This window comes from Achromobacter sp. EG18, assembly GCF_059759395.1.
Genome location: NZ_CM186213.1, coordinates 3,768,321 through 3,789,057 on the forward strand (window position 1 = coordinate 3,768,321; position 20,737 = coordinate 3,789,057).

Annotated in this window: 20 protein-coding genes and 1 tRNA gene; 10 read left to right on the plus strand and 11 right to left on the minus strand. The window is 67.9% G+C overall.

Features of this window, described 5'->3' with window-relative positions:
* Positions 1-5: 5 nt before the first annotated feature.
* Positions 6-1,229 (minus strand): ABC transporter substrate-binding protein, encoded by a 1,224-nt coding sequence (locus AC6CR5_RS17190; protein ID WP_498084751.1) that lies wholly within the window; start codon positions 1,227-1,229, stop codon positions 6-8.
* 216 nt (positions 1,230-1,445) lie between these two features.
* Here AC6CR5_RS17190 and AC6CR5_RS17195 point away from each other — a divergent pair, with 216 nt between their 5' ends.
* Positions 1,446-2,144, plus strand: coding sequence for a Crp/Fnr family transcriptional regulator (locus AC6CR5_RS17195; RefSeq protein ID WP_498084752.1), 699 nt, complete (start codon positions 1,446-1,448; stop codon positions 2,142-2,144).
* 52 nt (positions 2,145-2,196) lie between these two features.
* Here AC6CR5_RS17195 and AC6CR5_RS17200 read toward each other — a convergent pair whose 3' ends face one another.
* The gene (locus AC6CR5_RS17200; RefSeq protein WP_054500025.1) at positions 2,197-3,243 is read right to left on the minus strand and encodes an RNA methyltransferase; all 1,047 of its coding nucleotides are present in this window, start codon (positions 3,241-3,243) and stop codon (positions 2,197-2,199) included.
* Between the two features lie 110 nt (positions 3,244-3,353).
* Entirely contained in the window at positions 3,354-4,160 is an 807-nt protein-coding gene (locus AC6CR5_RS17205) for an RraA family protein (protein ID WP_223308544.1), read from the minus strand.
* 89 nt (positions 4,161-4,249) lie between these two features.
* Here AC6CR5_RS17205 and AC6CR5_RS17210 point away from each other — a divergent pair, with 89 nt between their 5' ends.
* Positions 4,250-5,794 carry an amidase gene (locus tag AC6CR5_RS17210; protein ID WP_051429148.1) on the plus strand — a complete coding sequence of 515 codons (1,545 nt, stop codon included), beginning with the start codon at positions 4,250-4,252 and terminating at the stop codon, positions 5,792-5,794.
* A 34-nt stretch (positions 5,795-5,828) separates the two neighbouring features.
* Here AC6CR5_RS17210 and AC6CR5_RS17215 read toward each other — a convergent pair whose 3' ends face one another.
* Positions 5,829-7,082, minus strand: a complete 1,254-nt coding sequence (locus AC6CR5_RS17215; RefSeq protein ID WP_131727793.1) for a citrate synthase family protein — start codon at positions 7,080-7,082, stop codon at positions 5,829-5,831.
* Positions 7,083-7,143: 61 nt separating this feature from the next.
* On the opposite strand from AC6CR5_RS17215, the gene AC6CR5_RS17220 reads away from it, so the two are divergent.
* Positions 7,144-8,349 (plus strand): mandelate racemase/muconate lactonizing enzyme family protein, encoded by a 1,206-nt coding sequence (locus AC6CR5_RS17220; RefSeq protein ID WP_024070483.1) that lies wholly within the window; start codon positions 7,144-7,146, stop codon positions 8,347-8,349.
* A gap of 28 nt (positions 8,350-8,377) precedes the next feature.
* A complete protein-coding gene (locus tag AC6CR5_RS17225; RefSeq protein ID WP_498084753.1) occupies positions 8,378-9,352 on the plus strand; it encodes a Bug family tripartite tricarboxylate transporter substrate binding protein in 975 nt (324 codons plus the stop codon).
* Between the two features lie 31 nt (positions 9,353-9,383).
* Here the strand turns inward: AC6CR5_RS17225 and AC6CR5_RS17230 are convergent, their stop codons facing one another.
* The 6 genes from AC6CR5_RS17230 to AC6CR5_RS17255 form a co-directional block, all read right to left on the minus strand.
* Complete coding sequence (locus tag AC6CR5_RS17230) at positions 9,384-10,439, minus strand: DUF72 domain-containing protein (protein ID WP_054446767.1); 1,056 nt, start codon at positions 10,437-10,439, stop codon at positions 9,384-9,386.
* A gap of 152 nt (positions 10,440-10,591) precedes the next feature.
* A tRNA-Gly gene (locus tag AC6CR5_RS17235) sits at positions 10,592-10,665 on the minus strand.
* A 79-nt stretch (positions 10,666-10,744) separates the two neighbouring features.
* Positions 10,745-11,731, minus strand: a complete 987-nt coding sequence (locus tag AC6CR5_RS17240; protein WP_155872233.1) for a Bug family tripartite tricarboxylate transporter substrate binding protein — start codon at positions 11,729-11,731, stop codon at positions 10,745-10,747.
* A gap of 62 nt (positions 11,732-11,793) precedes the next feature.
* Entirely contained in the window at positions 11,794-12,756 is a 963-nt protein-coding gene (locus AC6CR5_RS17245) for a hydroxymethylglutaryl-CoA lyase (RefSeq protein WP_047991942.1), read from the minus strand.
* Positions 12,757-12,796: 40 nt separating this feature from the next.
* Positions 12,797-13,990: a CaiB/BaiF CoA transferase family protein gene (locus tag AC6CR5_RS17250; RefSeq protein WP_047991943.1), complete on the minus strand. Its 1,194-nt coding sequence runs from the start codon at positions 13,988-13,990 to the stop codon at positions 12,797-12,799.
* 144 nt (positions 13,991-14,134) lie between these two features.
* A complete protein-coding gene (locus AC6CR5_RS17255) occupies positions 14,135-15,046 on the minus strand; it encodes a LysR family transcriptional regulator (protein WP_024070492.1) in 912 nt (303 codons plus the stop codon).
* Between the two features lie 181 nt (positions 15,047-15,227).
* On the opposite strand from AC6CR5_RS17255, the gene trmB reads away from it, so the two are divergent.
* From trmB to lysM, 5 genes are all read left to right on the plus strand, one after another.
* Positions 15,228-15,998: a tRNA (guanosine(46)-N7)-methyltransferase TrmB gene (gene trmB, locus AC6CR5_RS17260; protein WP_006385759.1), complete on the plus strand. Its 771-nt coding sequence runs from the start codon at positions 15,228-15,230 to the stop codon at positions 15,996-15,998.
* The gene (pip, locus tag AC6CR5_RS17265; RefSeq protein ID WP_006385758.1) at positions 15,998-16,939 is read left to right on the plus strand and encodes a prolyl aminopeptidase; all 942 of its coding nucleotides are present in this window, start codon (positions 15,998-16,000) and stop codon (positions 16,937-16,939) included. Before trmB ends, pip begins: the two co-directional genes overlap by 1 nt.
* Before the next feature lie 10 nt (positions 16,940-16,949).
* Complete coding sequence (gene thiS, locus AC6CR5_RS17270) at positions 16,950-17,150, plus strand: sulfur carrier protein ThiS (RefSeq protein WP_006385757.1); 201 nt, start codon at positions 16,950-16,952, stop codon at positions 17,148-17,150.
* A 250-nt stretch (positions 17,151-17,400) separates the two neighbouring features.
* Positions 17,401-17,718 carry a hypothetical protein gene (locus AC6CR5_RS17275; RefSeq protein ID WP_006385756.1) on the plus strand — a complete coding sequence of 106 codons (318 nt, stop codon included), beginning with the start codon at positions 17,401-17,403 and terminating at the stop codon, positions 17,716-17,718.
* A gap of 46 nt (positions 17,719-17,764) precedes the next feature.
* Positions 17,765-18,211 carry a peptidoglycan-binding protein LysM gene (gene lysM, locus AC6CR5_RS17280; RefSeq protein WP_006385755.1) on the plus strand — a complete coding sequence of 149 codons (447 nt, stop codon included), beginning with the start codon at positions 17,765-17,767 and terminating at the stop codon, positions 18,209-18,211.
* Positions 18,212-18,381: 170 nt separating this feature from the next.
* Here lysM and ffh read toward each other — a convergent pair whose 3' ends face one another.
* Complete coding sequence (gene ffh / locus AC6CR5_RS17285; RefSeq protein ID WP_020926210.1) at positions 18,382-19,788, minus strand: signal recognition particle protein; 1,407 nt, start codon at positions 19,786-19,788, stop codon at positions 18,382-18,384.
* Positions 19,789-19,894: 106 nt separating this feature from the next.
* Between ffh and AC6CR5_RS17290 the strand changes: the two genes are divergently transcribed.
* Positions 19,895-20,737: a cytochrome C assembly family protein gene (locus AC6CR5_RS17290; RefSeq protein WP_498084754.1), complete on the plus strand. Its 843-nt coding sequence runs from the start codon at positions 19,895-19,897 to the stop codon at positions 20,735-20,737.

Below are 20,737 nucleotides of genomic sequence, written 5' to 3' on the forward strand. Positions count from 1 at the left end.
TTCTCTTATTTCCAAAGGGCGCAGCGGGTCTCGGCCTTGGTGGTGAAGGCTTCATTGCCGTCAATGGTCTGCACCACCTTGAAGTAATCCCAGGGCGCCTTCGATTCCTCCGGCGTCTTGACCTGCAGCAGATACATGTCATGCACCACGCGTCCGTCCGGGCGCACCACGCCGTTCTTGATGTACACGTCGTTAAGCTTGTTCTCGCGCAGATACGCCAGCACCTTGTCGGCGTCGTCGGTGCCGGTGGCCTTGACCGCGCGCAGGTACTGGATGGCCGCCGAATAGTCGGCCGCCTGCAGCGACGACGGCATGGCGTTGCGGCGCTCGTAGAACTTCTGCGCCCAGGCCCGCGTCTCGTCCGACGCGTTCCAATACCAGCTGTCGGTCAGGTACATGCCCTTCGCCGTCTCCAGGCCCATGGCGTGGATGTCATTAATGAACATGATCATGCCGGCCAGCCGCATCGTCTTGGTCAGGCCGAACTCGTTGGCCGCCTTGATCGCGTTGGTGGCGTCCGCGCCGGCATTGGCCAGCGCCAGGATCTCGGCCTTGCTGGCCTGCGCCTGCAGCAGGAACGACGAGAAATCGCTGGTCGACAGCGGATGCTTGACCGACCCGACCACCTTGCCGCCGCCCGCCTCGACCACCTTGGTGGTATCGGCCTGCAACGCATGGCCGAAGGCATAGTCCGCCGTCAGGATGTACCAGTTCTTGCCGCCCGCCTTCACCACCGCCGCGCCCGTGCCGCGCGCCTGCGCCACGGTGTCGTAGGCATAGTTCAGCGTGTACGGCGTGCACTGCTCGTTGGTCAGGGCCGGCGCGCCCGCGCCCACCACGATGATCGGCTTCTTCTTGTCCGCGGCCACCTTGGACATCGCCAGCGCCGTGCTGGAATTGGTCCCGCCGATCAGCATGTCCAGGCCACGCTGGTCGAACCACTCGCGCGCCTTGGCCGACGCGATGTCCGCCTTGTTCTGGTGGTCCGCCGTCAACAGTTCGATCTTCTTGCCGTTGATCTCGCCGCCCATCTCCTCGATGGCCATCTTGATGGCTTCGGCCCCGCCCGGGCCGTCCGGCCCCGAATAGACGCCGGACATGTCGGTGATGAAGCCGATCCGGATCACGTCGTCGGACACCTGCGCCTGGGCCGCGCCCGCGTGCAGCAGGGCGCCGGCGATGGCGCCGGCCAGGACAGCGCGCGAAAACCTGCGTGGCATTGACAACATACCTGTCTCCTCTTATGGTTTTTTGGCTCTGGGGCCCCGAATATTCTCGGACCGGCCCCAAATGCGAACAGTCATCATGTTGACAAAGCGCCCTAGGGTTTACCTGGGCGCCCTCACCACGGCGGAACGGGGACAACCATGCGTGCAGCAGCGGCCGGAACCGGCCATGAACCTGCCAGCCCGAAGCGGCGAGCCAGGCAAGACCCGGTGGAGCGGATGCTGGCCGTCGTACCCTGGTACAACGGCCTGCCGCAGCTCGAACGCGAGGTGGTGCGGGCCGAACTGCGGGTGGTGTCATTGCAGGCGGGCGAACGCCTGTTCCGCGAGGGCTCGAAGTCCCTGGGCTGGTACGGCGTGGTGGACGGCCTGGTGAAATGGTCGTCGCGCGGCTCGGACGGCAAATCGCTGTCGCTGGCCGGCTTCAGCACCGGCAGCTGGTTCGGCGAGGCCACCATGATCCGCCGCGAGCCGTTCGAATACGAAGTGGTGGCGCTGCGGCCGAGCCAGGTCGCGATCCTGCCGCGCGACACCTGCGAACGCCTATGGAACAACAATATCGAGTTCACCAAGGCGCTGATGATGCACCTGGCGCAGCGCGTCAACTGGCTGATGGCCAGCTACACCGGCAACGTGCTGCTGGACGTCGACACCACCGTGGCCCGCGCCGTCGCCGCGCAGCTGAACGCCGAGCAGCATTCCGGCACCAACGGCCGCCTCAAGATCTCGCAGGAAGAGATCGCCAGCCTGTGCGGCGTGTCGCGCCAGCGCTGCAACACCGCGCTGACCCGGCTGGCGCGGGAAGGCATACTGCGGACCCACTATGGCGGGATGACGATCCTGGACCGGGAAGGGCTGTACCGTTGCGCGAAACTGAACCGCGAGCCGGCGGATCATCCGGCGGACATGCCGGGGTAGGCCTCAGCGCATATCGCGCAGCGTAGCCGGCGCGCCCGCCCGCGCGGCCGAGTCAGGCGGTCGCGCCCCGTGACCGGCGCAACCGCACCACCCGCTCCGCGCCCACCGCCCTGGCCCGCAGCTGGCCGCAGCCGCCATCCACATCCTGCCCGGCGCTGTTGCGCACCTTCGTCAGCACGCCGCGGCGGTGCAGGATACGGACGATCTCACGGATGCGTTCGGTCTCGGGACGCTGGTAGTCGTCGCCTTCCAGGCTGTTGAAGGGGATGACGTTGAGCACGCCGAATTTGCCCTTGAGCAGGCGCGGGATGGCGTCGAGTTCGTCGTCGCCGTCATTGACGCCCTTGAGCAGCGTCCATTGGTACTGAATCGGGTAGCCCGTGTCACGGGCGTATCGCTCGCCCATTTCCACCAAATCTTGCGGCGCGATCTTCGGCGCGCGCGGCAACAGGTGTTCGCGCAGCTCGGCCCGGGTCGTATGCAGCGACAGCGCCAGCGCGGGCTTGACGGGTTGCCGCGGCAGCGCCTCGAACACGCGCGGATCGCCCACGGTGGAGAACACCAGGTTCTTGTGGCCGATATTGCCTTCGGTGCCGAGCAGGTTGATGGCTTCGAGCACGTTGTCCAGGTTGTGCGCCGGCTCGCCCATGCCCATGAAAACGACTTTCTTGACCGCGCGCTGCCGCCGCGCCAGCACCACCTGCGCCAGGATCTCCATGCTGGCGACCTGGCGGATCAGGCCGCTCTTGCCGGTCATGCAGAACCGGCAGCCGACCGCGCAGCCGACCTGGGTGGAAACACAGAGTCCGTCGCGCGGCAGCAGCACGCTTTCCACCATCTGGCCGTCGGCCAGGTCGACCAGCAGGCGCGAGCCATCGTGGCCGGTATGTTCGGAGCGGACACGCGCCAGGCCGTCCAGCTCCGCGGACAGGGCGGGCAGCGCCTCGCGCAGCGCCAGTGGCAGATAGTTGTCGAAGCGCCGCCGCCACGTGTCGCTGTCGAACGCCTGACCGGTCAGCCAGGCGCGCATGACCCGGCCGCGATGGGCCGGTTGGGCGCCCAGGGCGGCGAGACGTTGGTCGAAATCGGAATAGCGCATGGGGAGCGGATTTTACCGCGCCCGGCCAGAAGCAACGGCAGGCGGTCGGGCAAGGACCATGGCCTTGCCGGCATCGCGGGAATCGGAGCGTTCCAAAAGTTGCGTCCGACCTAGACAGGCACGCCGCGCGCCCGCAGCAGGTCATCTATGCGCGCGGCATCCGGCCGGCCGGCGGCGTTCTGTTCCCGGATGCTCGCTTCGCGCCGCAGGTGCAGGGTTACCCGCTCTGCCAGGCCATGCAGCACCTTGCGAGGGACGGCAATCGCGCCATCCGTGTCGCCGATCACAAGATCCCCGGGGACGATGTCTATGCCGCCGCACACCACCGGCACGTTGATTTCGCCCGGCCCCTGCTTTTCCGGCCCTTGCGGCGTATGGCCGCGCGCATAGACAGGGACCTTGCCGTCAGCCCACTCATCAAGATCGCGGATAGCGCCGTCCACCACAAACCCGCCCAGCCCCTTCGCCAGCGCCGTGGCGCGCATCAGTCCCCCCACCAGCGCGCGGGACAGGTAGCCTGCCCCATCGACGACGATGACGTCGCCCGCGCGCGCCATCAGCAATGCCTTGTGGATCATGAGGTTGTCGCCGGGACGCACGCGAACGGTCAGGGCGGGACCGCACAGCTTCGCCCCCGCAGCGCCGTGGAAAGGCCGCAGGCCAATACAGGCAACCTGCAGGCCGGCGCAGTCCGCCACCACCGCGGCCGGTGCGGCCCGGAAGAAGTCGACGCAACCGTCGGGCAGGGCATCGGCACAGGGCTTGATCAAGTAGCCCGTCGGCCAGGATGTGCGCGGAGAATCTTGTGACATTCGATATTCCAGAAGAAGAATGCGCCGCGCCGGCGGCGCGCAGGAGACCGCGTGGAAATTATGGCGATGCGCGCAGGCGACGTAAACGTTGCTTCGACGAATCAACCTGGACGCCGCGCGCCGCCGCGCTCATGATGAGCCGGCGTTGCATCCAACCAGAACGATCCCGCCGCGCGGGAATGGGGAGAACCACCATGGCCGTGAGCCACCATATCAAGACCATCCTGGCATGCGCCCTGGCCTTGCCAATCCCGCCTGCCGACGCTTCGCCCGCGTCCGCGCCGGACCCGGGCGAATTGTCGATCGCCGAAATGCTCCAGGCGCAAGCCGCGGGCCGCATCCGTTGCGCAGACGTCGCGCGCAATGCGCTGGCAACGATCAGGCAGCGGGACCCGCAACTCAAGGCGTTCATCTCGGTCAACCCGGACCTGCTCGCGGACGCGCAGAAGCTGGATGCGCTTCGGCGCGCGGGCACGGTGTTGCCGTTGCATTGCATACCGATAGCGGTCAAAGACAACCTCGACGCAAAAGGCATGGCCACGACAGGGGGCTCCGTTCTATTGCATGGCAATGTGGCGGGCGAAGACGCGGACGCGCTGAGCCGGTTGCGCGACGCGGGCGCGCTGTTCATAGGTAAAACGAACCTTGACGAGCTCGCCGTGGCCGGCAGCACCATCAGTTCGCTGGGCGGCCAGACGCTCAATGCCTACGATCCCACGCGATTTGCCGCCGGCTCCAGCGGCGGCTCAGCGGTGGCCGTGGCCACCGGCATGAGCCTGTGCGCGCTGGGCACCGAAACCGTCAATTCACTGCGCAACGCCGCCAGTTCCGCTGGCGTGGTGGCGCTGCGCAGCACGGCCGGGCTGGTCAGCCGGCGCGGCGCCATCGCGCAGTCCTCGACCATGGACGTGGTCGGCCCAATCTGCCGGTCGGTGGACGACGCCGCGCGGGTGCTTGCCGTCATGGCAGATCCGCGGCCTGCCGGCGCCGAGGCGGCGCGCGCGGCAACGGCTCTGCGGGCGGGCCCGCCGGCGCGCGCGTCCCTGGCCGGCAAGCGTTTCGGCGTGCTGGCGAACCTGTTCGGCAAAGGTCCCGAACACGAACCGGTGAATGCGATCATACGCACGGCGCTGGACGCCCTGCGCGCGCAAGGAGCGCAAATCGTCGAGATTGACGACGCGGAATTCGATTCCGACTTGGGCAGCAAGCGGCTCAACGTGGCCAACTATGAGTTCGGCCCATTGTTCGAGGCGTTCCTGGCGCGCCTGCCCACGGGCGCCGGGCCGGCCTCGCTGCGCGCATATGTGGCCGCGGGCCGGTATCCCGCCGGGATGAGCAAGTTCCTGCAGCAGTCCGTGGCCTGGCAGGACCCTCTTGCCATGCCGGAGTACCGCGAGGCACTGCGCTACGGCGACACGCTACGCCGCAAGATGTTGGACTTGATGGACACCCAGGCGCTGGACGCCATGGTCTACCCGGCACAGAAGCGCCCCCCCTTGGCCGTGGGCGATGCCCCCAGGCCGGAACGCAACGGCATATTCGCATCGGCCCTGGGATTCCCGGCGATCGACCTGCCGGCCGGCTTCACGCCACCCGACGCTGGCGCGCCAGTCGGATTGCCGGTCGGACTGGACATGCTGGCCAGGCCCGGCGACGACGTGCGCCTGTTGGGGCTGGCGCTGGCCGTCGAGCAGACCTTGCAGGCCCGCCGCAAACCACCGACCGCGGATCGGCGTTGACGGCGCTGCACGCCCTTTCCCGGGCCAACGGCACCTAGTCCGGCACGTAGCGCGCCCGGGGCCGGATGAGCAGCGGCGAACTGTACTGCTCCAGGGCGTGCGCGTTCCAACCGACGATCCTGCTGACCACGAAAATGCGCTCGCACGCGTCCGTCGGCAGGCGCAGCAGATGCGTGACCGCGGCCAAGGCAAAATCGTTCTTGGGCAGCAGGCCCTGACTGGAGTGGGCAGCATGGAGCAGTCCGTCGATGCGCGCCATATCGCGGCCGGACGCGATGCCCCGGAGGTCATCGAGAAGGGCCGTCGCGCGCGGGTCGCCCTTGGGATAGAGCGGATGGTTAAAGCCCGGCAACGCCTGGCCTGTCGCCACGTGGGCGGCCACCAACGCGGCTGGTTCCTCGCCGCGCAATGTCGCGCCAGTCAAGGCCATCACCGCCGAAAAGTTCGCGTGTTTGACGCCGCTGGCCGCACAACAGCCCGCAAGGGTGGCGGCATAGGGCGATGCCATGGTCGAGGCGACGCAGCGCAACGCGAAGCTGGACGGATTCAGCTCGTGGTCGGCGTGCAGCACGAGCGCGCGTCGGATGATGTCGGCCGCGCCGGCCGGCACGCCCCAGGCGCGCGCCATGGCCTCGTGTATCGCAGCGCCATGCAGCTCATCGCCAACCGCGAGGATCGCGCCGGCGCGCAGGATGCGGCTGGCGTGCCTAAGCTGCTCGTCGCGGCTCAGCGCCTCGCGCACGTGCAGCCGATCCATGTTCGTGAGCAGCCATTGATGAAAGCGCGGCAGAAAGCGCTCGCCGCCCGCGCCGGCGTCCTCCGCCACATCCGCGCGGCCCGTCTCGGGCAGGCTATCCACGTCCCAAAGCAAGGCCGCCGTCTGCTCGAGCGTGGCGGTCGCGCTGAAAGCGATGGCGTCCTGGCCGCGAAACCACGGTCTGCCGGCCTTGATGGCGCAGACCTGGCTGTCCATCACTGGCAATCCGAAACTGAGCGAAGCCCGCGCGGCGCTGCCCGCGCTGCGGCCGCGATCGCGCTTGCGCGCGTATTCCTCGACCTCCGCCCTGTTGTACTGGCTGTTGCCCGTGACGGGATCGATTACGCGGCCGATGCGGCCACGGCTGACGTAGGAGTAGAGCGTGCGCAGGGATATCCCGAGCAACTTCGCCGCCTCATCGGATCCGATCAGCGGAATCCGCTTTTTTTCGCGGGATATGTGGCTTTCCATGCATTGATTCGGCGAATCTACGTTGACCCGAATAGTGTGGCCGATAAGATCGTCGAACACAACACAGCGAGGCTTAGTGCCTCGGTCCCATCAATGCGATCACGGCGGAGGAGCCCACGGCATGCGCAGCCATTCAATCATCCTGGAAACTCGAAAAACAGGCGCGGCCGCCCGCGTCGCGGACGTAAGCCTGCACGTGGCCGGCGTCGCGCCGCGGTCGAACTGGAGCTTCCTGAAGCTCGTCATGGACGACGGTCGCCATGGCTGGGGCGAGCTGACGTTGCGCGCCCATGAGGGTGCGATGAGTGCCATCCTGGCACGCTTGATGCCGTCTATCCGCAACCTGACGCTGGACGAACTCGCCACGCTTTGCAAAGCCTACCCCGGCATGCCCGCAGGGCGCGCGGGCAATGCGGTTATCAGTGCGCTGGATCAGGCCAGCCTCGACCTCGCCGGCCAGTATCTGGACCTGCCAATCTGCGATCTGTGGGGCCGAGCCGATCGCACGCCGCTGCGGTCCTACGCGACCGTCAATCGCAGTGTCAGGGAACGCACGCCGGCGGGTTTTGCCCAAGCCTGCAAGGCCGCCGTCGGCGCGGGCTTCCAGGGCATCAAGATCATGCCGTTCGATGCGGTGACGCCGCGGACGGCATCGTCCGCCGAGGGCGTGGCGGAGGCCGCGCGCGCCGTGCAACGCATCCTGGCGGTGCGCGACGCGATCGGGCCGGACCTGCCGCTGATGGTCGACTGCCACTGGCGCCTCGATGGCGACGCCGCCAGGCGCTTCATCGATGATTTGTCCGACGCCCGCCTGCATTGGCTCGAATGTCCCGTACCGGAGTCCCCCGAATGGCACGACAGCATCCGCGCGTTGCGCAGGCATGCGAACCATGCCGGCATGCGACTGGCCGGCGCCGAGAACATCATCGGCGTGGCCGGCGCATTGCCTTTCGTGGCGCAAGGGCTGTACGACGTCATCATGCCGGATATCAAGTACTGCGGCGGCTATGGCGAATTCGCCCGCATCGCCGCCTTGGCGGCCGGTCACGATATCGCCGTCTCGCCGCATAACCCTTCGGGCCCGGTGGCCCATGCGCACACCGTGCATGTGTGCGCGGCGCTCGGCATCACCGAGGCGGTCGAACAGCAGTTCGCCGAGTCGCCGTTGTTCGAGACCGGTGTGCGCGGCAACGCGTCCGTGCTACGCGACGGCCATTTCCGCGCGAGCGCCGAACCCGGCCTGGGGATCGTCGTCGACGAGGCCATCCTGGACGGCCACCCGCCCGGCGACGTCGCGCTGTCGCTGTTCGACCCCAGCTTCGCTTGACGCACCGGACAGGGTGCAGGAGACACACATGAACGAACGACGCAAATTCCTCACAACAACGATGGCCCTGGCGGCTGGCGCTGCGCTACGGCCAGCCTGGGCGGCTGCGGGATACCCCGAGCGGCCGATACGGTTGGTCGTGCCCTATGCGCCAGGAGGCGGCTCCGACGTGCTGGCGCGCGTGGTGGCGCGCGGCCTGACGGACAGGCTGGGCGTCAGTGTGGTGGTGGAAAATCGCGGCGGCGCAGGCGGCGCCATGGGACTGGAGGCGGTGGTACGCTCGCAACCCGACGGCTACACCCTGGTCCTGCTGTCCACCTCGCACGCCACCAACGGCGCGGTAATGCGGCTGAACTATGACGTTGTCAAGGACACCAGCGCCGTGGGGATGATCGCGTCCGGTCCCTGGTTGCTCGTAGCAGGAAAGGAAACCGGCTTCACCCGCCTGGCGGATCTGCTGCGCGCGGCGAAAGAAAAACCCGGCAGTCTGAACTACGCCAGCTCGGGCACCGGATCGTCGACGCATCTGGCCACCGAGCTGTTCGCCCGCAGAGCCGGAATTTCGGTCTCCCACGTGCCATACCGTAGCACCGGTCTGGCCTTGACCGATCTGCTGGCCGGTCGGGTTCAGTTCATGTTGGCGAGCACGGCGTCGGTGACCCCCTATGTCCGCGATGGGCGGTTGGCGGCCTTGTGCGTATCAACCGAGAACCGCAGCAGCCTGTTGCCCGATATCCCGACAGCGCCGGAGGCCGGCGTTCCAGGATTCTCCGCGACCTTGTGGCATGGCCTCTCGGCGCCAGCGGGAACCCCGGACGCGGTGGTCAGCCTGCTCAACGCACGCTTGTCCGAGGCGTTGCAGGCGCCCGCGCTGCGGGAACAGTTCGCCAGGGAAGGGCTGGAACCCAAATCCTCCACGCCCCAGGCGTTCGCCGGGCGGGTAGCCAGCGAAGTCGAGATGTGGCGAGAGGCTGTCAAGACAGCGGGTATAAAGCCGGAATGACGGGCCTTGGCGCCGAGTCTGCCGTCCAGCCCTACCCCGCAATGGCCTGGGCCAGTTGCTGAATGGACAGCGGCGCGCAGCCCTCGGCGTCATTGCTGACCGTCACGTAGGCCGGCTGGCCCGCGCCCGTAATGCCGCGGATCGTGCGCGCCAGCGCCGCGCGCGTGGGAAGATCCTCGCTGAGCAGGGCATTGAACGGATCATGCTTCTTCTGCGCGTCGGCATAACCGTATGCGCCGAACACGCGGTTCAGGTTCCAGCGGCAGACCAGCGGCCCCGGCCAGAGCGCGCGCAGCATCGGCAGTTGCGCGTCGATCGGTGGCATCTTGCCATGCAGCCCCAGGCAGAACGTGGCCCCATGCGCCTTGAGCGTGTCGACCAGCGCCTGACCCAGCAGTTCCGGGTCGCGCACTTCCACGGCGACGATCACGGCATCATGCGCGGACAATGCCTCCCGCACGGCAGCCAGCATGCGCCCCAGTTTTTCGAACAGCGATGCCGAGCGGCTCAACATGCCCAGAGGCAACGGACTCAGTTGGAACACCAGCACACCGAGCTTGGCCCCCAGGCCTTCGAGCGCGGGGAGCACGAATTCCTGGACCGCCACCGACGGGTCGAGGAAAAGCGGATTGGCCTGCCGCGTCCTGCCTGCTTCGCCACGCACCTGGGCATCGGTAACGCTGGCGGGGCATTTGACGACGAAACGGAAATCCTCATCGACCTGCCCCGCATAAGCGGCGTACTGGCTCGCCGTCAACGGCTGCCAGAACGTGCGGTCCACGCAAACGGTGCGCAGAAGCGGATGCCGATGATAGGCGCCCAGGCCATGCCTGGACAGCGTGCTCGAATCGTATTCGCCGTCCCAGACCAGTCCTTCCCAGCCGGGGTACGACCAGGTGGAGACGCCAAAGCGCAATTGGGCGGGCAACTGCTGGGCGAGCGCGCGCCACTCTTGCCCCGCGGGCGCGGGAAGCACTTTGGCCATGCCCCGGAGAGCGGAAAGCTCGGGGATGTCACGAGACGCTGTCTGCGACGGGGCGTTGGCCGGCGGCACTGGTAGCGCATCACCGAAAAGATCGTCTTGCATGCTTGATGTACGGTCGCGGGGATGGGCTATAGGGTACTTGAATCCCACCAGCGCATTGGGGATGTACACCGAGTGACGGGATGCGACGCAACGCCCCGACGGGGAACCAGGCACACGTTGCCGGAGCGAGCGCATGCGGGAAATTGGCGATATGGAGCGGGTGAAGGGAATCGAACCCTCGTATGAAGCTTGGGAAGCTGCCGTTCTACCATTGAACTACACCCGCTCGGGTGTCGTGCCCCGGCACAAGACCGGGGCAGAGGCGAAGATTATAGCCTGGGTTTTTCCGCCCCAGGCCGTCCCCCTCAATTCGCCGTGATGCCCGCCGCCTTCACCACCTTGCCCCAGCGGTCCAGCTCGGCCTGGGTATAGTCGCCCAGCGCCTTCGGCCCCATGAATTCGGCCTCGGCGCCCTGCTCGGCCGCCTTCTGGCGGAAGGCGTCGGTCTGCATGATCTTCTGGATTTCACCAGCGATCTTGTCCACCACCGGCGCGGGCGTGTCCTTGGGCGCGTACATGGCGAACCAGGACGAGACGATGAGGCCGGGATAGCCGGCCTCGGCGGCGGTGGGCACGTCCGGCAGCGACGCCAGGCGCGTGTTGCCGGTGACGGCCAGCGCGCGCAGCTTGCCGGCGGCGATCTGGCCCAGCAGCGGCGGCGGCGTGGTGATGGTCATGTCGACGGCGCCGCCCAGCAGGTCGTTCAGCGCCGGGCCGGTGCCCTTGTACGGGATGTGGGTGATCTGCGTGCCCGCCATCTGGTTGAGCAGTTCGGTGGCGACCTGCTGCAACGAACCATTGCCGGACGATGCGTAGTTGAGCTTGCCCGGGTTGGTCTTGGCGTACGCGACCAGGTCTTTCAGCGACTTGATCGGCAGGTCCGGCCGCACCACTACCACCTGGGGCGCGGACAGCACATTGGCCACCGGCGCGAAGTCCTTGATCGGATCCCAGCCGGAGGTCGGCGTGACGTGCGGGGTGATGACCTGGAAGCCGGAATACTGCAGCAACAGCGTATAGCCGTCGGGCTTGGCGCGGGCAACCGCCTGGGCGGCGATGCCGCCGGAAGCGCCCGGCTTGTTCTCGACGACCACGCTCTGTCCCAGCGCGGCGCCCAGGGGCTGGGCGATGAGGCGGGCGGCGATGTCGGTGGTGCCGCCGGGCGCGGCGGACACGATCAGCGTCACGGGACGATTGGGAAAATCCGCCTGCGCGTGGGCAGCGCCCGCGGCGGCCAGGCCCAGCGCGATGGCGCAGGCGCGTAGAACGAGAATGGATCGAAATGCGGTCATGCGGTTGTCTCCTTGCTGTTTTTGTATGAAGCGCCCCCAGGCGCGTGGTGTGAAGCAAAAACCTATGCGGCGCCGCCGGCCGGCCCGAACCGCTCCGCCAGCCACGCGGGCGGCGGATGCGCGGCCAGGCGCGGCCCGGCGCGCAACAGCGCCATGGGCAGGTCGCGACCGACCAGCCCTGGCAGTCCGCGCAGGATGGCGAGCAGCGCTTGGAGCGACACGCCCGTGCGCACGCCCATGCACTCGAACATGTGGACCAGTTCCTCGGTGTTGACGTTGCCGCTGGCGCCGGGCGCGTACGGACAGCCACCCAGGCCGCCCGCGGCCGCGTCGAAGCGGGTGATGCCGGCCTGCCAGGCGGTGACGGCGTTGGCCAGGGCCATGCCGCGCGTATTGTGCAGGTGAACGGTGAGCGCGGTGCCGGGCAAGCGCTGCGCGGCCTGCGCGCACAGCTCGCCGACCTGGCTGGGGTAGGCCATGCCGGTGGTGTCGCACAGCGTGATGCCGCGGGCGCCGGCGTCGACCAGGCGGGCGGCCAGGTCCAGCACTTGCCCCGCCGGCACGTCGCCATCGAAGGGGCAGCCGAACGCGGTCGACAGCGAGACGTTGCATGGCGCGCCGGCGCGTCCGGCGGCCGCCAGCACCTGGCTGAGTTCGTCGAACGATTGCTGGCGGGTCATGCGCAGGTTGGCGCGGTTATGCGTCTCGCTGCAAGACATGACCAAGTTCATCTCGTCGACGCTGGCTTCCAGCGCCCGCTCCAGGCCGCGGATATTCGGCACCAGCGCGGTGTAGATCACGCCGGGCCGGCGGCGGATGCCCTGCATCACGGCGCCGGCGTCGGCCAGGGCCGGAATCGCCTTGGGCGAGGTGAAGCTGGTGACCTCGATGCGGGCGAAGCCGCAATCGGACAACGCGTCGATGAAGGCGATCTTGTCTTCGGTCGGCACCATGCGCGCTTCGATCTGCAGGCCGTCGCGCGGGCCGACCTCGTTGATTTCCAGGACGGGGGAACCGGTGTTCATGAGCGCATCCTCGATGCCGGATTAAGGGAAATGACGCGGTTCATGCGATCACGCCGCGCGCCCGCAGCGCCTCGCGCTGTTCCGGGCTCAGGCCCGCCGCCGCCAGCACCGCGTCGGTGTGTTCGCCCAGCGTCGGCGCGCGCTCGCGCACCGCGCCGGGGTTGGCCGACAGGCACGGAAACACCGCCGGCATGTCCACCGCGATGCCGCTGGCGGCCTCCAGGCGGGTGATGGCGCCGCGCGCCTGGTAATGCGGATCGTGGGCGATGTCGGCCACCGAATAGATGCGGCCCGACGGCACGTCGGCTTCGCGCATGGCCTGCAACACCTCATCGATGCTGCGTTCGCCGGTCCAGGCGCCGATGGCCTGGTCGATCTCGGCGACGCGGCGCGCGCGGCCGTCGTTGTGCGCCAGGTCGGGATCGCGGCCCAGGTCGTCGCGGCCGATGCGCGCCATCAGGCGGGTGTAGATGGCATCGCCATTGCCCGCGATCAGCACATAGCCGTCGCGGCACGGATAGGCGTTGGACGGCGCGATGCCGGGCAGCGATGCGCCGGCCGGTTCGCGCACGGCGCCGAACACCGAATACTCGGGCAGCAGGCTTTCGCTGAGGTTGAACAGGCTTTCGTACAGCGCCGCGTCGATCACCTGGCCCTGGCCGCCACGGGCATCGCGCTGGTACAGCGCCAGCAGCACGCCCAGCGCGCCGTGCAGGCCGGCGATGGTGTCGCCCAGCGACAGGCCGGCGCGCACCGGCGCGCGGCCGGGTTCGCCATTCAGGTAGCGCAGGCCGGCCATGGCTTCGCCAATCGCGGCAAAGCCCGGCTCGCGCGCCTTCGGACCGGTCTGGCCGTAGCCCGAAATGCGCAGCATGATCAGGCGCGGGTTCAACGCGTGCAGGGTCTCCCACGACAGGCCCCACTTCTCCAGCGTGCCGGGGCGGAAATTCTCGATCAGCACATCGGCCTCGGCCGCCAGCTGGCGCACGATGTCCTGGCCTTCGGGCTGGCGCAGGTCGACGCACACGGACTGCTTGTTGCGCGACTGGGCCTCCCACCACACCGAGGTGCCCTCGTGCAACAGGCGCCATTTGCGCAGCGGGTCGCCCTGCCCCGGCGGTTCGATCTTGACGACCTGCGCGCCGAAGTCCGCCAGCGTCTTGGCGGCGAACGGTCCCGCGATGAGTTGTCCCAGTTCCAGCACGCGTATGCCGGCGAGTATCTGCCCTGCCATGTCGCCTCCCGGGCGCATCCAACCGATGATGGCGGAGTGTGCGCCATCGTCTGCGGCGGCGGAATGGACGATTCGGGAAGGGGGCATTCCCGGATCGAGAAAGCCCTAGGGCCTGTGCGAGGCTCCTTTTAGTGTGAACAGGCCCTAGGCCGTGCCCGGGTCCTGCGCGCCGCGCAGGTGCGCCAGCAGCAGCCGCGCCGCCACCGGCAGCGCATCGGCGTCGCGCACGCCCAGCAGCAGCCAGCGGCGCGCCCAATCGTCGGCCAGCGGAATCAGCCGGATGGGCATGGAGCGCGCATGCGGCTCGGCCGCCAGGCGCGGCAGGATGCCGACTCCGCGCGTGGCGGCCACCATGCGGCAGATGGCGTCGAAGCTGCGCACCTGGATGCGCAGCCGCATGTCGCGGCCCAGCCGGCCGCTCTCGTCGGCCAGGCGGGTGGCCAGCGAGGTCGCGGGCGGCAGGCCGACGTAATCGTAGGCCAGGGTATCGGCGAACGCCACGCTGGCCTGGCGCGCCAGCGGATGGCGCTGCGGCACGATCAGCACCAGCTCGTCGAGCCGGTACGGCACGGTGGCCAGGCCCGCCGCCGGCGTGCGGTCGGCGAACACGCCGATGTCGGCGCGGTTCTCCAGCACGGCGGTGACGATGTCGCTGCTGTTCTGCTCTTCCAGGTCGATGCGCACCGCGGGATGCGCTTCCATGAAGGACGCCAGGTCTTCCGGCAGGAACTGCGTCAGCGACGAGGTATTGGCGGCAATGCGCACCTGCCCGCGCACTCCTCGGGCATAGTCCGATAGCGTGCCGGCCATCTGCTCGACTTCCTGCAGCACCCGCAGGGCATGCACCAGGCAGGCCTGGCCGGCCTCGGTCAGCTCGACGCCGGCCGCATTGCGGTACAGCAGCTGGGTATCCAGCGCCGCCTCCAGGTCCGAGATCCGCTTGCTGGCCGCGCCCACCGCCAGGTGCGACTGGCGCGCGCCGGCCGAGATGCTGCCCTGGCGGGCCACCGAGACGAAAAGCGAGAGCGTGACGAGGTCGATGCGGGCGATATTCATGGCGGACGGACGGCGCCAGGCGGGCGCCGCGGCTGCACTATAGCGCGGCCCGCCCCCGTCACCGCCCCCCAGGGCGGTCGCGGGCAATAAGTCCCTATTTAATCCACAAGGCGGACTGCAGCCCGGCGGGGCTGCCACTACAATCCCGCCTATGACAACGAACAGCTTTGGGAATCCTCCCGTGAACACCCCCGCAACACCCGGCAACCCCGACGCGCCCGCGCCGGTTTCCCCCCAGACCGAAGCCGCGCTGGCCAGCGCCGCGCACGCCCCCAACAGCCCGGGCGCCACCCACATCCGCAGCTTCGTCCACCGCCGCGGCCACATCACCCAGGGCCAGCAGGCCGCGCTCGAACAGTTGCTGGGCAAGTGGTCGATTCCCTACGCCGCCCGGCGCCTGGATCCGGCCGCCGCCTTCGGCCGCGAAGCGCCGACGGTGCTGGAAATCGGCTTCGGCATGGGCGAGACCACTGAAAAAATCGCGCTGGCGCGCCCGGGCGACAACTTCCTGGGCGTGGAAGTGTTCAACGCCGGCGTCGGCTCGCTGCTGCGGCGCATCGAGGATTCCAGCATCCCCAACCTGCGCATCATCCAGCACGACGCGGTCGAGGTCGTGCGCGACATGATCGCGCCGGACTCGCTGGCCGGCGTCCATATCTACTTTCCTGACCCCTGGCCCAAGAAGCGCCACCACAAGCGCCGCCTGGTGCAGCCGCCGTTCATCGCGCTGCTGGCCAGCCGCATCGCGCCGGGCGGCTACATCCATTGCGCCACCGACTGGGAAGACTACGCGGTGCAGATGCTGGACGTGCTGGGCAACGAACCGCAACTGAAAAACACGGTGGACGGCTACGCCCCGCGCCCCGACTACCGTCCCCTCACCAAATTCGAGAACCGTGGCCTGCGCCTGGGCCACGGCGTCTGGGACCTGATCTTCAAGCGAGTGGCATGATGCTCTACCCCGCGATCGAACCCTACCGCCACGGCATCCTGGATACCGGCGACGGCCACCAGGTCTATTGGGAGCTCTGCGGCAATCCGCAGGGCAAGCCCGCCGTGTTCCTGCACGGCGGCCCCGGCAGCGGCTGCTCGCCGGTGCATCGCCAGCTGTTCGACCCGCAGCGCTACAACGTGCTGCTGTTCGACCAGCGCGGTTGCGGCCGTTCGACGCCACACGCAAGCCTGGACAACAACACCACCTGGCACCTGGTGGCCGACATCGAACGCCTGCGCACCGAAATCATGGGCGCCGACAAATGGCTGGTGTTCGGCGGTTCCTGGGGCTCGACGCTGGCGCTGGCCTACGCCGAGACGCACCCGCAACACGTCAGCGAACTGGTGGTGCGCGGCATTTTCACGCTGCGCCGCGCCGAAGTGCAGTGGTTCTACCAGGAAGGCGCGTCGTGGCTGTTCCCCGACCGCTGGGAAGAGTACCTGGCGCCCATCCCCGAAGCCGAGCGCGGCGACCTGGTGGCGGCCTATCACAAGCGCCTGACGGGCGACGACCCGGCCGAGCAATTGCGCGCCGCCAAGGCCTGGAGCAAATGGGAAGACAGCACCATCACGCTGCTGCCCAGTCCGCGCCACCAGCAAAGCCACGCCGCCGACCGCGCCGCGCTGGCCTTCGCCCGCATCGAGAACCACTATTTCACGCACGCCGGCTTCATGGAAGAAGGCCAGCTGATCCGCGACGCCCATAAGCTGCGCGGCATCCCCGGCACCATCGTGCAGGGCCGCTACGACGTCTGCACGCCCGCGCGCAGCGCCTGGGACCTGCATCGCGCCTGGCCCGAGGCCGAATTCCACATCGTGCCCGACGCGGGCCACGCCTTCGACGAACCCGGCACGCTGGCGCGCCTGATCGCCGCCACCGACGCCTACGCCAAACGCTGAGGAGACCGACATGCACATCACCCTGAACGGCGACGCCCGCGAATTCCCGCTCGACACCACGGTGAACGAATTGCTCGAAACGCTGGGCTATGCCGGCAAGCGCGTCGCGGTGGAACGCAACGGCGAAATCGTGCCCAAGAGCCAGCACGCGCAAACCGCGCTGTCCGATGGCGACCAGGTCGAGATCGTGGTCGCGGTGGGCGGAGGCTGAGGCAATCGCGCCAACTCCTGCGAAAGATCGAATATCGCAAAAAGGGCTGCAGCAATGCAGCCCTTTTTTGCTGCAGCAATGCAGCCCTTTTTTCCTCAATCTGACGGAGGGCTAGCAACCTGTTACACGTTAACCCCTCGTCTGGCGGCAACGGCGCGAGTCATAATCGTCGTTGCTGGCGTTGTCGTCGTCAGGTTGTCGTGTTGTTGTTCTAACGTTGCACAATGCCCTGCGGGGCAGAGGAGGCATCATGAACACCGCCGTCATCATCAACCTCATCATCCAGCTTGTCGCCGGCGCGGCCGGTGGCAACGGCCTGGGAAAAATGCTTCAGCAATTCAACCTGGGGCCCCTGGGCAACACCATCGCCGGCGCGATCGGCGGCCTGGCCGGAGGTTCCTGGCTGGCGCCGATGATCACCGCCGGCGCCGGCGCCGTCGCGGCGGGCAACAGCGGAATGGATCTTTCCGCGATTGCCAGCAGCGTGGTCGGCGGCGGCGTGGGCGGCGCGGTACTGACGCTCATCGCCGGCATCGTGCGCAAGATGTTCGTGGGCCGCGCGCCCTGACATGCATCGCTCTTTTTCTCACCGCAACATAGATAAAGGAAACACGATGGGTCTGCTCAATTTCATCAAGGACGTTGGAGAAAAACTCTTCGGTGCCAGCGAGGCCAAGGCGGCGACGCCGGATGAACTGAAGAAAGAGCTCGACAAGCACGGCCTGAACGCCGATGGCCTGCAGATCTCGGTGGACGGCGACAAGGTCACCGTCACGGGCGAGGCCGCCAACACCGAAGCCGCCGAGAAGATCGCGCTGGCGCTGGGCAACACCGTCGGCGTGGCCGCGGTGGACAACCAGTTGAAGGTCAAGCAGGCCGCGCCCGAAGCCAAGATGTACACGGTGCAAAAGGGCGACAACCTGTGGAAGATCGCCGAGGCGCAATACGGCAAGGGCCAGGGCGCCAAGAACACCCTGATCTTCGAGGCCAACAAGCCGATGCTGACCAGCCCCGACAAGATCTATCCGGGCCAGGTGCTGCGCATCCCGCCCCTGTCGTAACCCATGCGAACCGGCCCTCGCGGGCCAGTATCGCGGCGCAGAACCCCCTGCCTGCCGCGATGATTTGGCCAGGCGCAATGCCTGGCCATTTTTTTGGCGGAGATCCCGGAGCAAGGGCCGGCGGTCATCGACAGGCCCACGAGACGGGCCGTGCCGCCTTGCCGCGCCGCTCAGCCCTTCATGAAGCGGCCCATGCCCTTCATGCCGCCCATGGCGCGCATCATCTTGGCCATGCCGCCCTTCTTCATCTGCTTCATCATGCCCTGCATCTGCTCGAACTGGGCCAGCAGGCGGTTGACCTCCTGCACCGGCACGCCCGAACCCGCCGCGATGCGGCGCTTGCGCGAAGCCTTGATGAGTTCCGGCTTGGCGCGCTCGGCCGCCGTCATGGAATTGAGGATGCCCTCGGTGCGGCGCAGCTGCTTTTCCGCCTGGCCGCCCTGCAGCTGGCCGGCGGCCTGCTGGAACTGGGCCGGCAGCTTTTCCAGCAGCGAGCCCATGTCGCCCAGCTTCTTGACCTGGCCAAGCTGGTCGCGGAAATCGTTCAGGTCGAACTTGTTGCCCGACTTGATCTTGGCCGCCAGCTTCTGGGCCTCGGCGATGTCGATGTTCTTCTGGGCCTGCTCGACCAGCGAGACGATGTCGCCCATGCCCAGCACGCGCTGCGCCATGCGCTCGGGATAGAACGGCTCCAGGCCGTCCAGCTTTTCCGAGACGCCGACGAACTTGAGCGGCTTGCCGGTGACATGGCGCACCGACAGGGCCGCGCCGCCGCGGGCATCGCCATCCAGCTTGGTCAGCACCACGCCGGTCAGCGGCAGCGCCTCGGCGAAGGCGCGGGCGGTGTTGACCGCGTCCTGGCCCTGCATGGCGTCGACCACGAACAGCGTTTCGACCGGCTTGACCAGGTCATGCAGCGCGCGGATCTCGCGCATCATGGCCTCGTCGATGCCCAGGCGGCCCGCCGTGTCCAGGATCAACACGTCGTAATGATGGCGGCGGGCATGGTCGACCGCGTTGCGGGCGATGTCCTCGGGTTTCTGGCTGGGGTCGCTCGGCAGGAAATCGACGCCGACCTGCGCCGCCACGCTCTTCAGCTGGTCGATGGCGGCCGGGCGGTAGACGTCGGCGGACACCACCAGCACCTTCTTCTTGCCGGTCTTGCGGCCGTGCTGGGTGTGCTGGCCTTCGCTCAGCCAGCGGGCCAGCTTGCCGGTGGTGGTGGTCTTGCCCGCGCCTTGCAGGCCGGCCATCAGGATGACGGCGGGCGGCTGCACCGCCAGCGACAGTTCGCCGGAATCGGCGCCCAGGTCGCCGCCCATGAGGGCGGTCAGTTCCTTGTGGACCACGCCCACCAGGGCCTGGCCGGGACTGAGGCTGCCGGCGACTTCTTCGCCCAGCGCCTTTTCCTTGACCCGGGCGACGAAGTCGCGCACCACGGGCAGCGACACGTCGGCTTCCAGCAGGGCCATGCGCACTTCGCGCAGCATTTCCTGGGTGTTGGCCTCGGTCAGGCGGGCTTCGCCGCGCAGCGTCTTGACGACGCGCGACAGGCGTTGAGTTAGGTTATCGAGCATGAGAGGCGTTTCCGCTTAAACTAGTTGATTGAACGGTGGCCGCAGGCGCGGATTGCGCACTGTCGGGCGGCATGCGCCCCCAGGCCCCATCCAGACAACGGTTTCTATGTCACTAGGCATTGTATTTCACACAGCGGCCGCCCTGGCGTACGCCGTGCTGGGGGGATCCCTCTGGATCCGCCTGGCGGGCGCCGGGGAAGTCGAACAAACGGGCAAAGTCGCCCGTCTGTGCCTGCTGGGAGCCCTGGTTCTCCATGGAGTCGGGCTGCAACAATCCATGCTGGGGGCCCCGCACCTGTTCATCGGGTGGGCCCTGGCCCTGTCGGCCGCCATCTGGCTGGGCATGGTCGTCTTCTGGCTCGAAAGCCTGCTGGTGCGCATCGACGGCCTGCAATTGCTGCTGCTGCCGGCCGCCACCCTGGCCAGCGGCCTGGCCGCGCTGTTCCCCCAGGGGCAGTTCGTGCCCCACGCCGACAATGCCTGGCTGCGCGCGCACCTGCTGATCGCCCTGGCCGCCTACGGCCTGATCACCATCGCCGCCCTGCACGCCATGATGATGGCGCTGCTCGACCGCCACCTGCACCGTCCCCTGGACGCCCCCGCCGAGCGCAGCATCATCGGCCGCGTGCTGGACTCGCAGCCGCCGCTGCTGGTGCAGGAACAGCTGCTGTTCCGCATCATCTGGATCGGCTTCGTGGTGCTGACCCTGGCCGTCGGCTCGGGCTCCATCGCCTCCATGAAGCTCACCGGCCAGATCCTGCCGTTCGACCACAAGACCGTCTTCACCCTGCTGTCCTGGTTCACCTTCGGCGTGCTGCTGGCCGGGCGCCACATCTGGGGCTGGCGCGGCCGCGTCGCCCTGCGCTGGACCCTGACCGGGTTCGGTTTCCTGATCCTGGCCTACACCGGCAGCCGGTTCGTGCTGGAAGTCATTCTGCATCGAGGCTGA

What these genes read in the sequence shown, in the direction of transcription:
- AC6CR5_RS17190 (WP_498084751.1), bottom strand. Translation starts at nt 1,229, where the DNA reads ATGTTGTCAATGCCACGCAGGTTTTCGCGCGCTGTCCTGGCCGGCGCC.
- AC6CR5_RS17195 (WP_498084752.1), top strand. Translation starts at nt 1,446, where the DNA reads ATGCTGGCCGTCGTACCCTGGTACAACGGCCTGCCGCAGCTCGAACGC.
- AC6CR5_RS17200 (WP_054500025.1), bottom strand. Translation starts at nt 3,243, where the DNA reads ATGCGCTATTCCGATTTCGACCAACGTCTCGCCGCCCTGGGCGCCCAA.
- AC6CR5_RS17210 (WP_051429148.1), top strand. Translation starts at nt 4,250, where the DNA reads ATGGCCGTGAGCCACCATATCAAGACCATCCTGGCATGCGCCCTGGCC.
- AC6CR5_RS17220 (WP_024070483.1), top strand. Translation starts at nt 7,144, where the DNA reads ATGCGCAGCCATTCAATCATCCTGGAAACTCGAAAAACAGGCGCGGCC.
- AC6CR5_RS17225 (WP_498084753.1), top strand. Translation starts at nt 8,378, where the DNA reads ATGAACGAACGACGCAAATTCCTCACAACAACGATGGCCCTGGCGGCT.
- AC6CR5_RS17230 (WP_054446767.1), bottom strand. Translation starts at nt 10,439, where the DNA reads ATGCAAGACGATCTTTTCGGTGATGCGCTACCAGTGCCGCCGGCCAAC.
- AC6CR5_RS17240 (WP_155872233.1), bottom strand. Translation starts at nt 11,731, where the DNA reads ATGACCGCATTTCGATCCATTCTCGTTCTACGCGCCTGCGCCATCGCG.
- AC6CR5_RS17245 (WP_047991942.1), bottom strand. Translation starts at nt 12,756, where the DNA reads ATGAACACCGGTTCCCCCGTCCTGGAAATCAACGAGGTCGGCCCGCGC.
- AC6CR5_RS17250 (WP_047991943.1), bottom strand. Translation starts at nt 13,990, where the DNA reads ATGGCAGGGCAGATACTCGCCGGCATACGCGTGCTGGAACTGGGACAA.
- AC6CR5_RS17255 (WP_024070492.1), bottom strand. Translation starts at nt 15,046, where the DNA reads ATGAATATCGCCCGCATCGACCTCGTCACGCTCTCGCTTTTCGTCTCG.
- pip (WP_006385758.1), top strand. Translation starts at nt 15,998, where the DNA reads ATGCTCTACCCCGCGATCGAACCCTACCGCCACGGCATCCTGGATACC.
- thiS (WP_006385757.1), top strand. Translation starts at nt 16,950, where the DNA reads ATGCACATCACCCTGAACGGCGACGCCCGCGAATTCCCGCTCGACACC.
- AC6CR5_RS17275 (WP_006385756.1), top strand. Translation starts at nt 17,401, where the DNA reads ATGAACACCGCCGTCATCATCAACCTCATCATCCAGCTTGTCGCCGGC.
- lysM (WP_006385755.1), top strand. Translation starts at nt 17,765, where the DNA reads ATGGGTCTGCTCAATTTCATCAAGGACGTTGGAGAAAAACTCTTCGGT.
- ffh (WP_020926210.1), bottom strand. Translation starts at nt 19,788, where the DNA reads ATGCTCGATAACCTAACTCAACGCCTGTCGCGCGTCGTCAAGACGCTG.
- AC6CR5_RS17290 (WP_498084754.1), top strand. Translation starts at nt 19,895, where the DNA reads ATGTCACTAGGCATTGTATTTCACACAGCGGCCGCCCTGGCGTACGCC.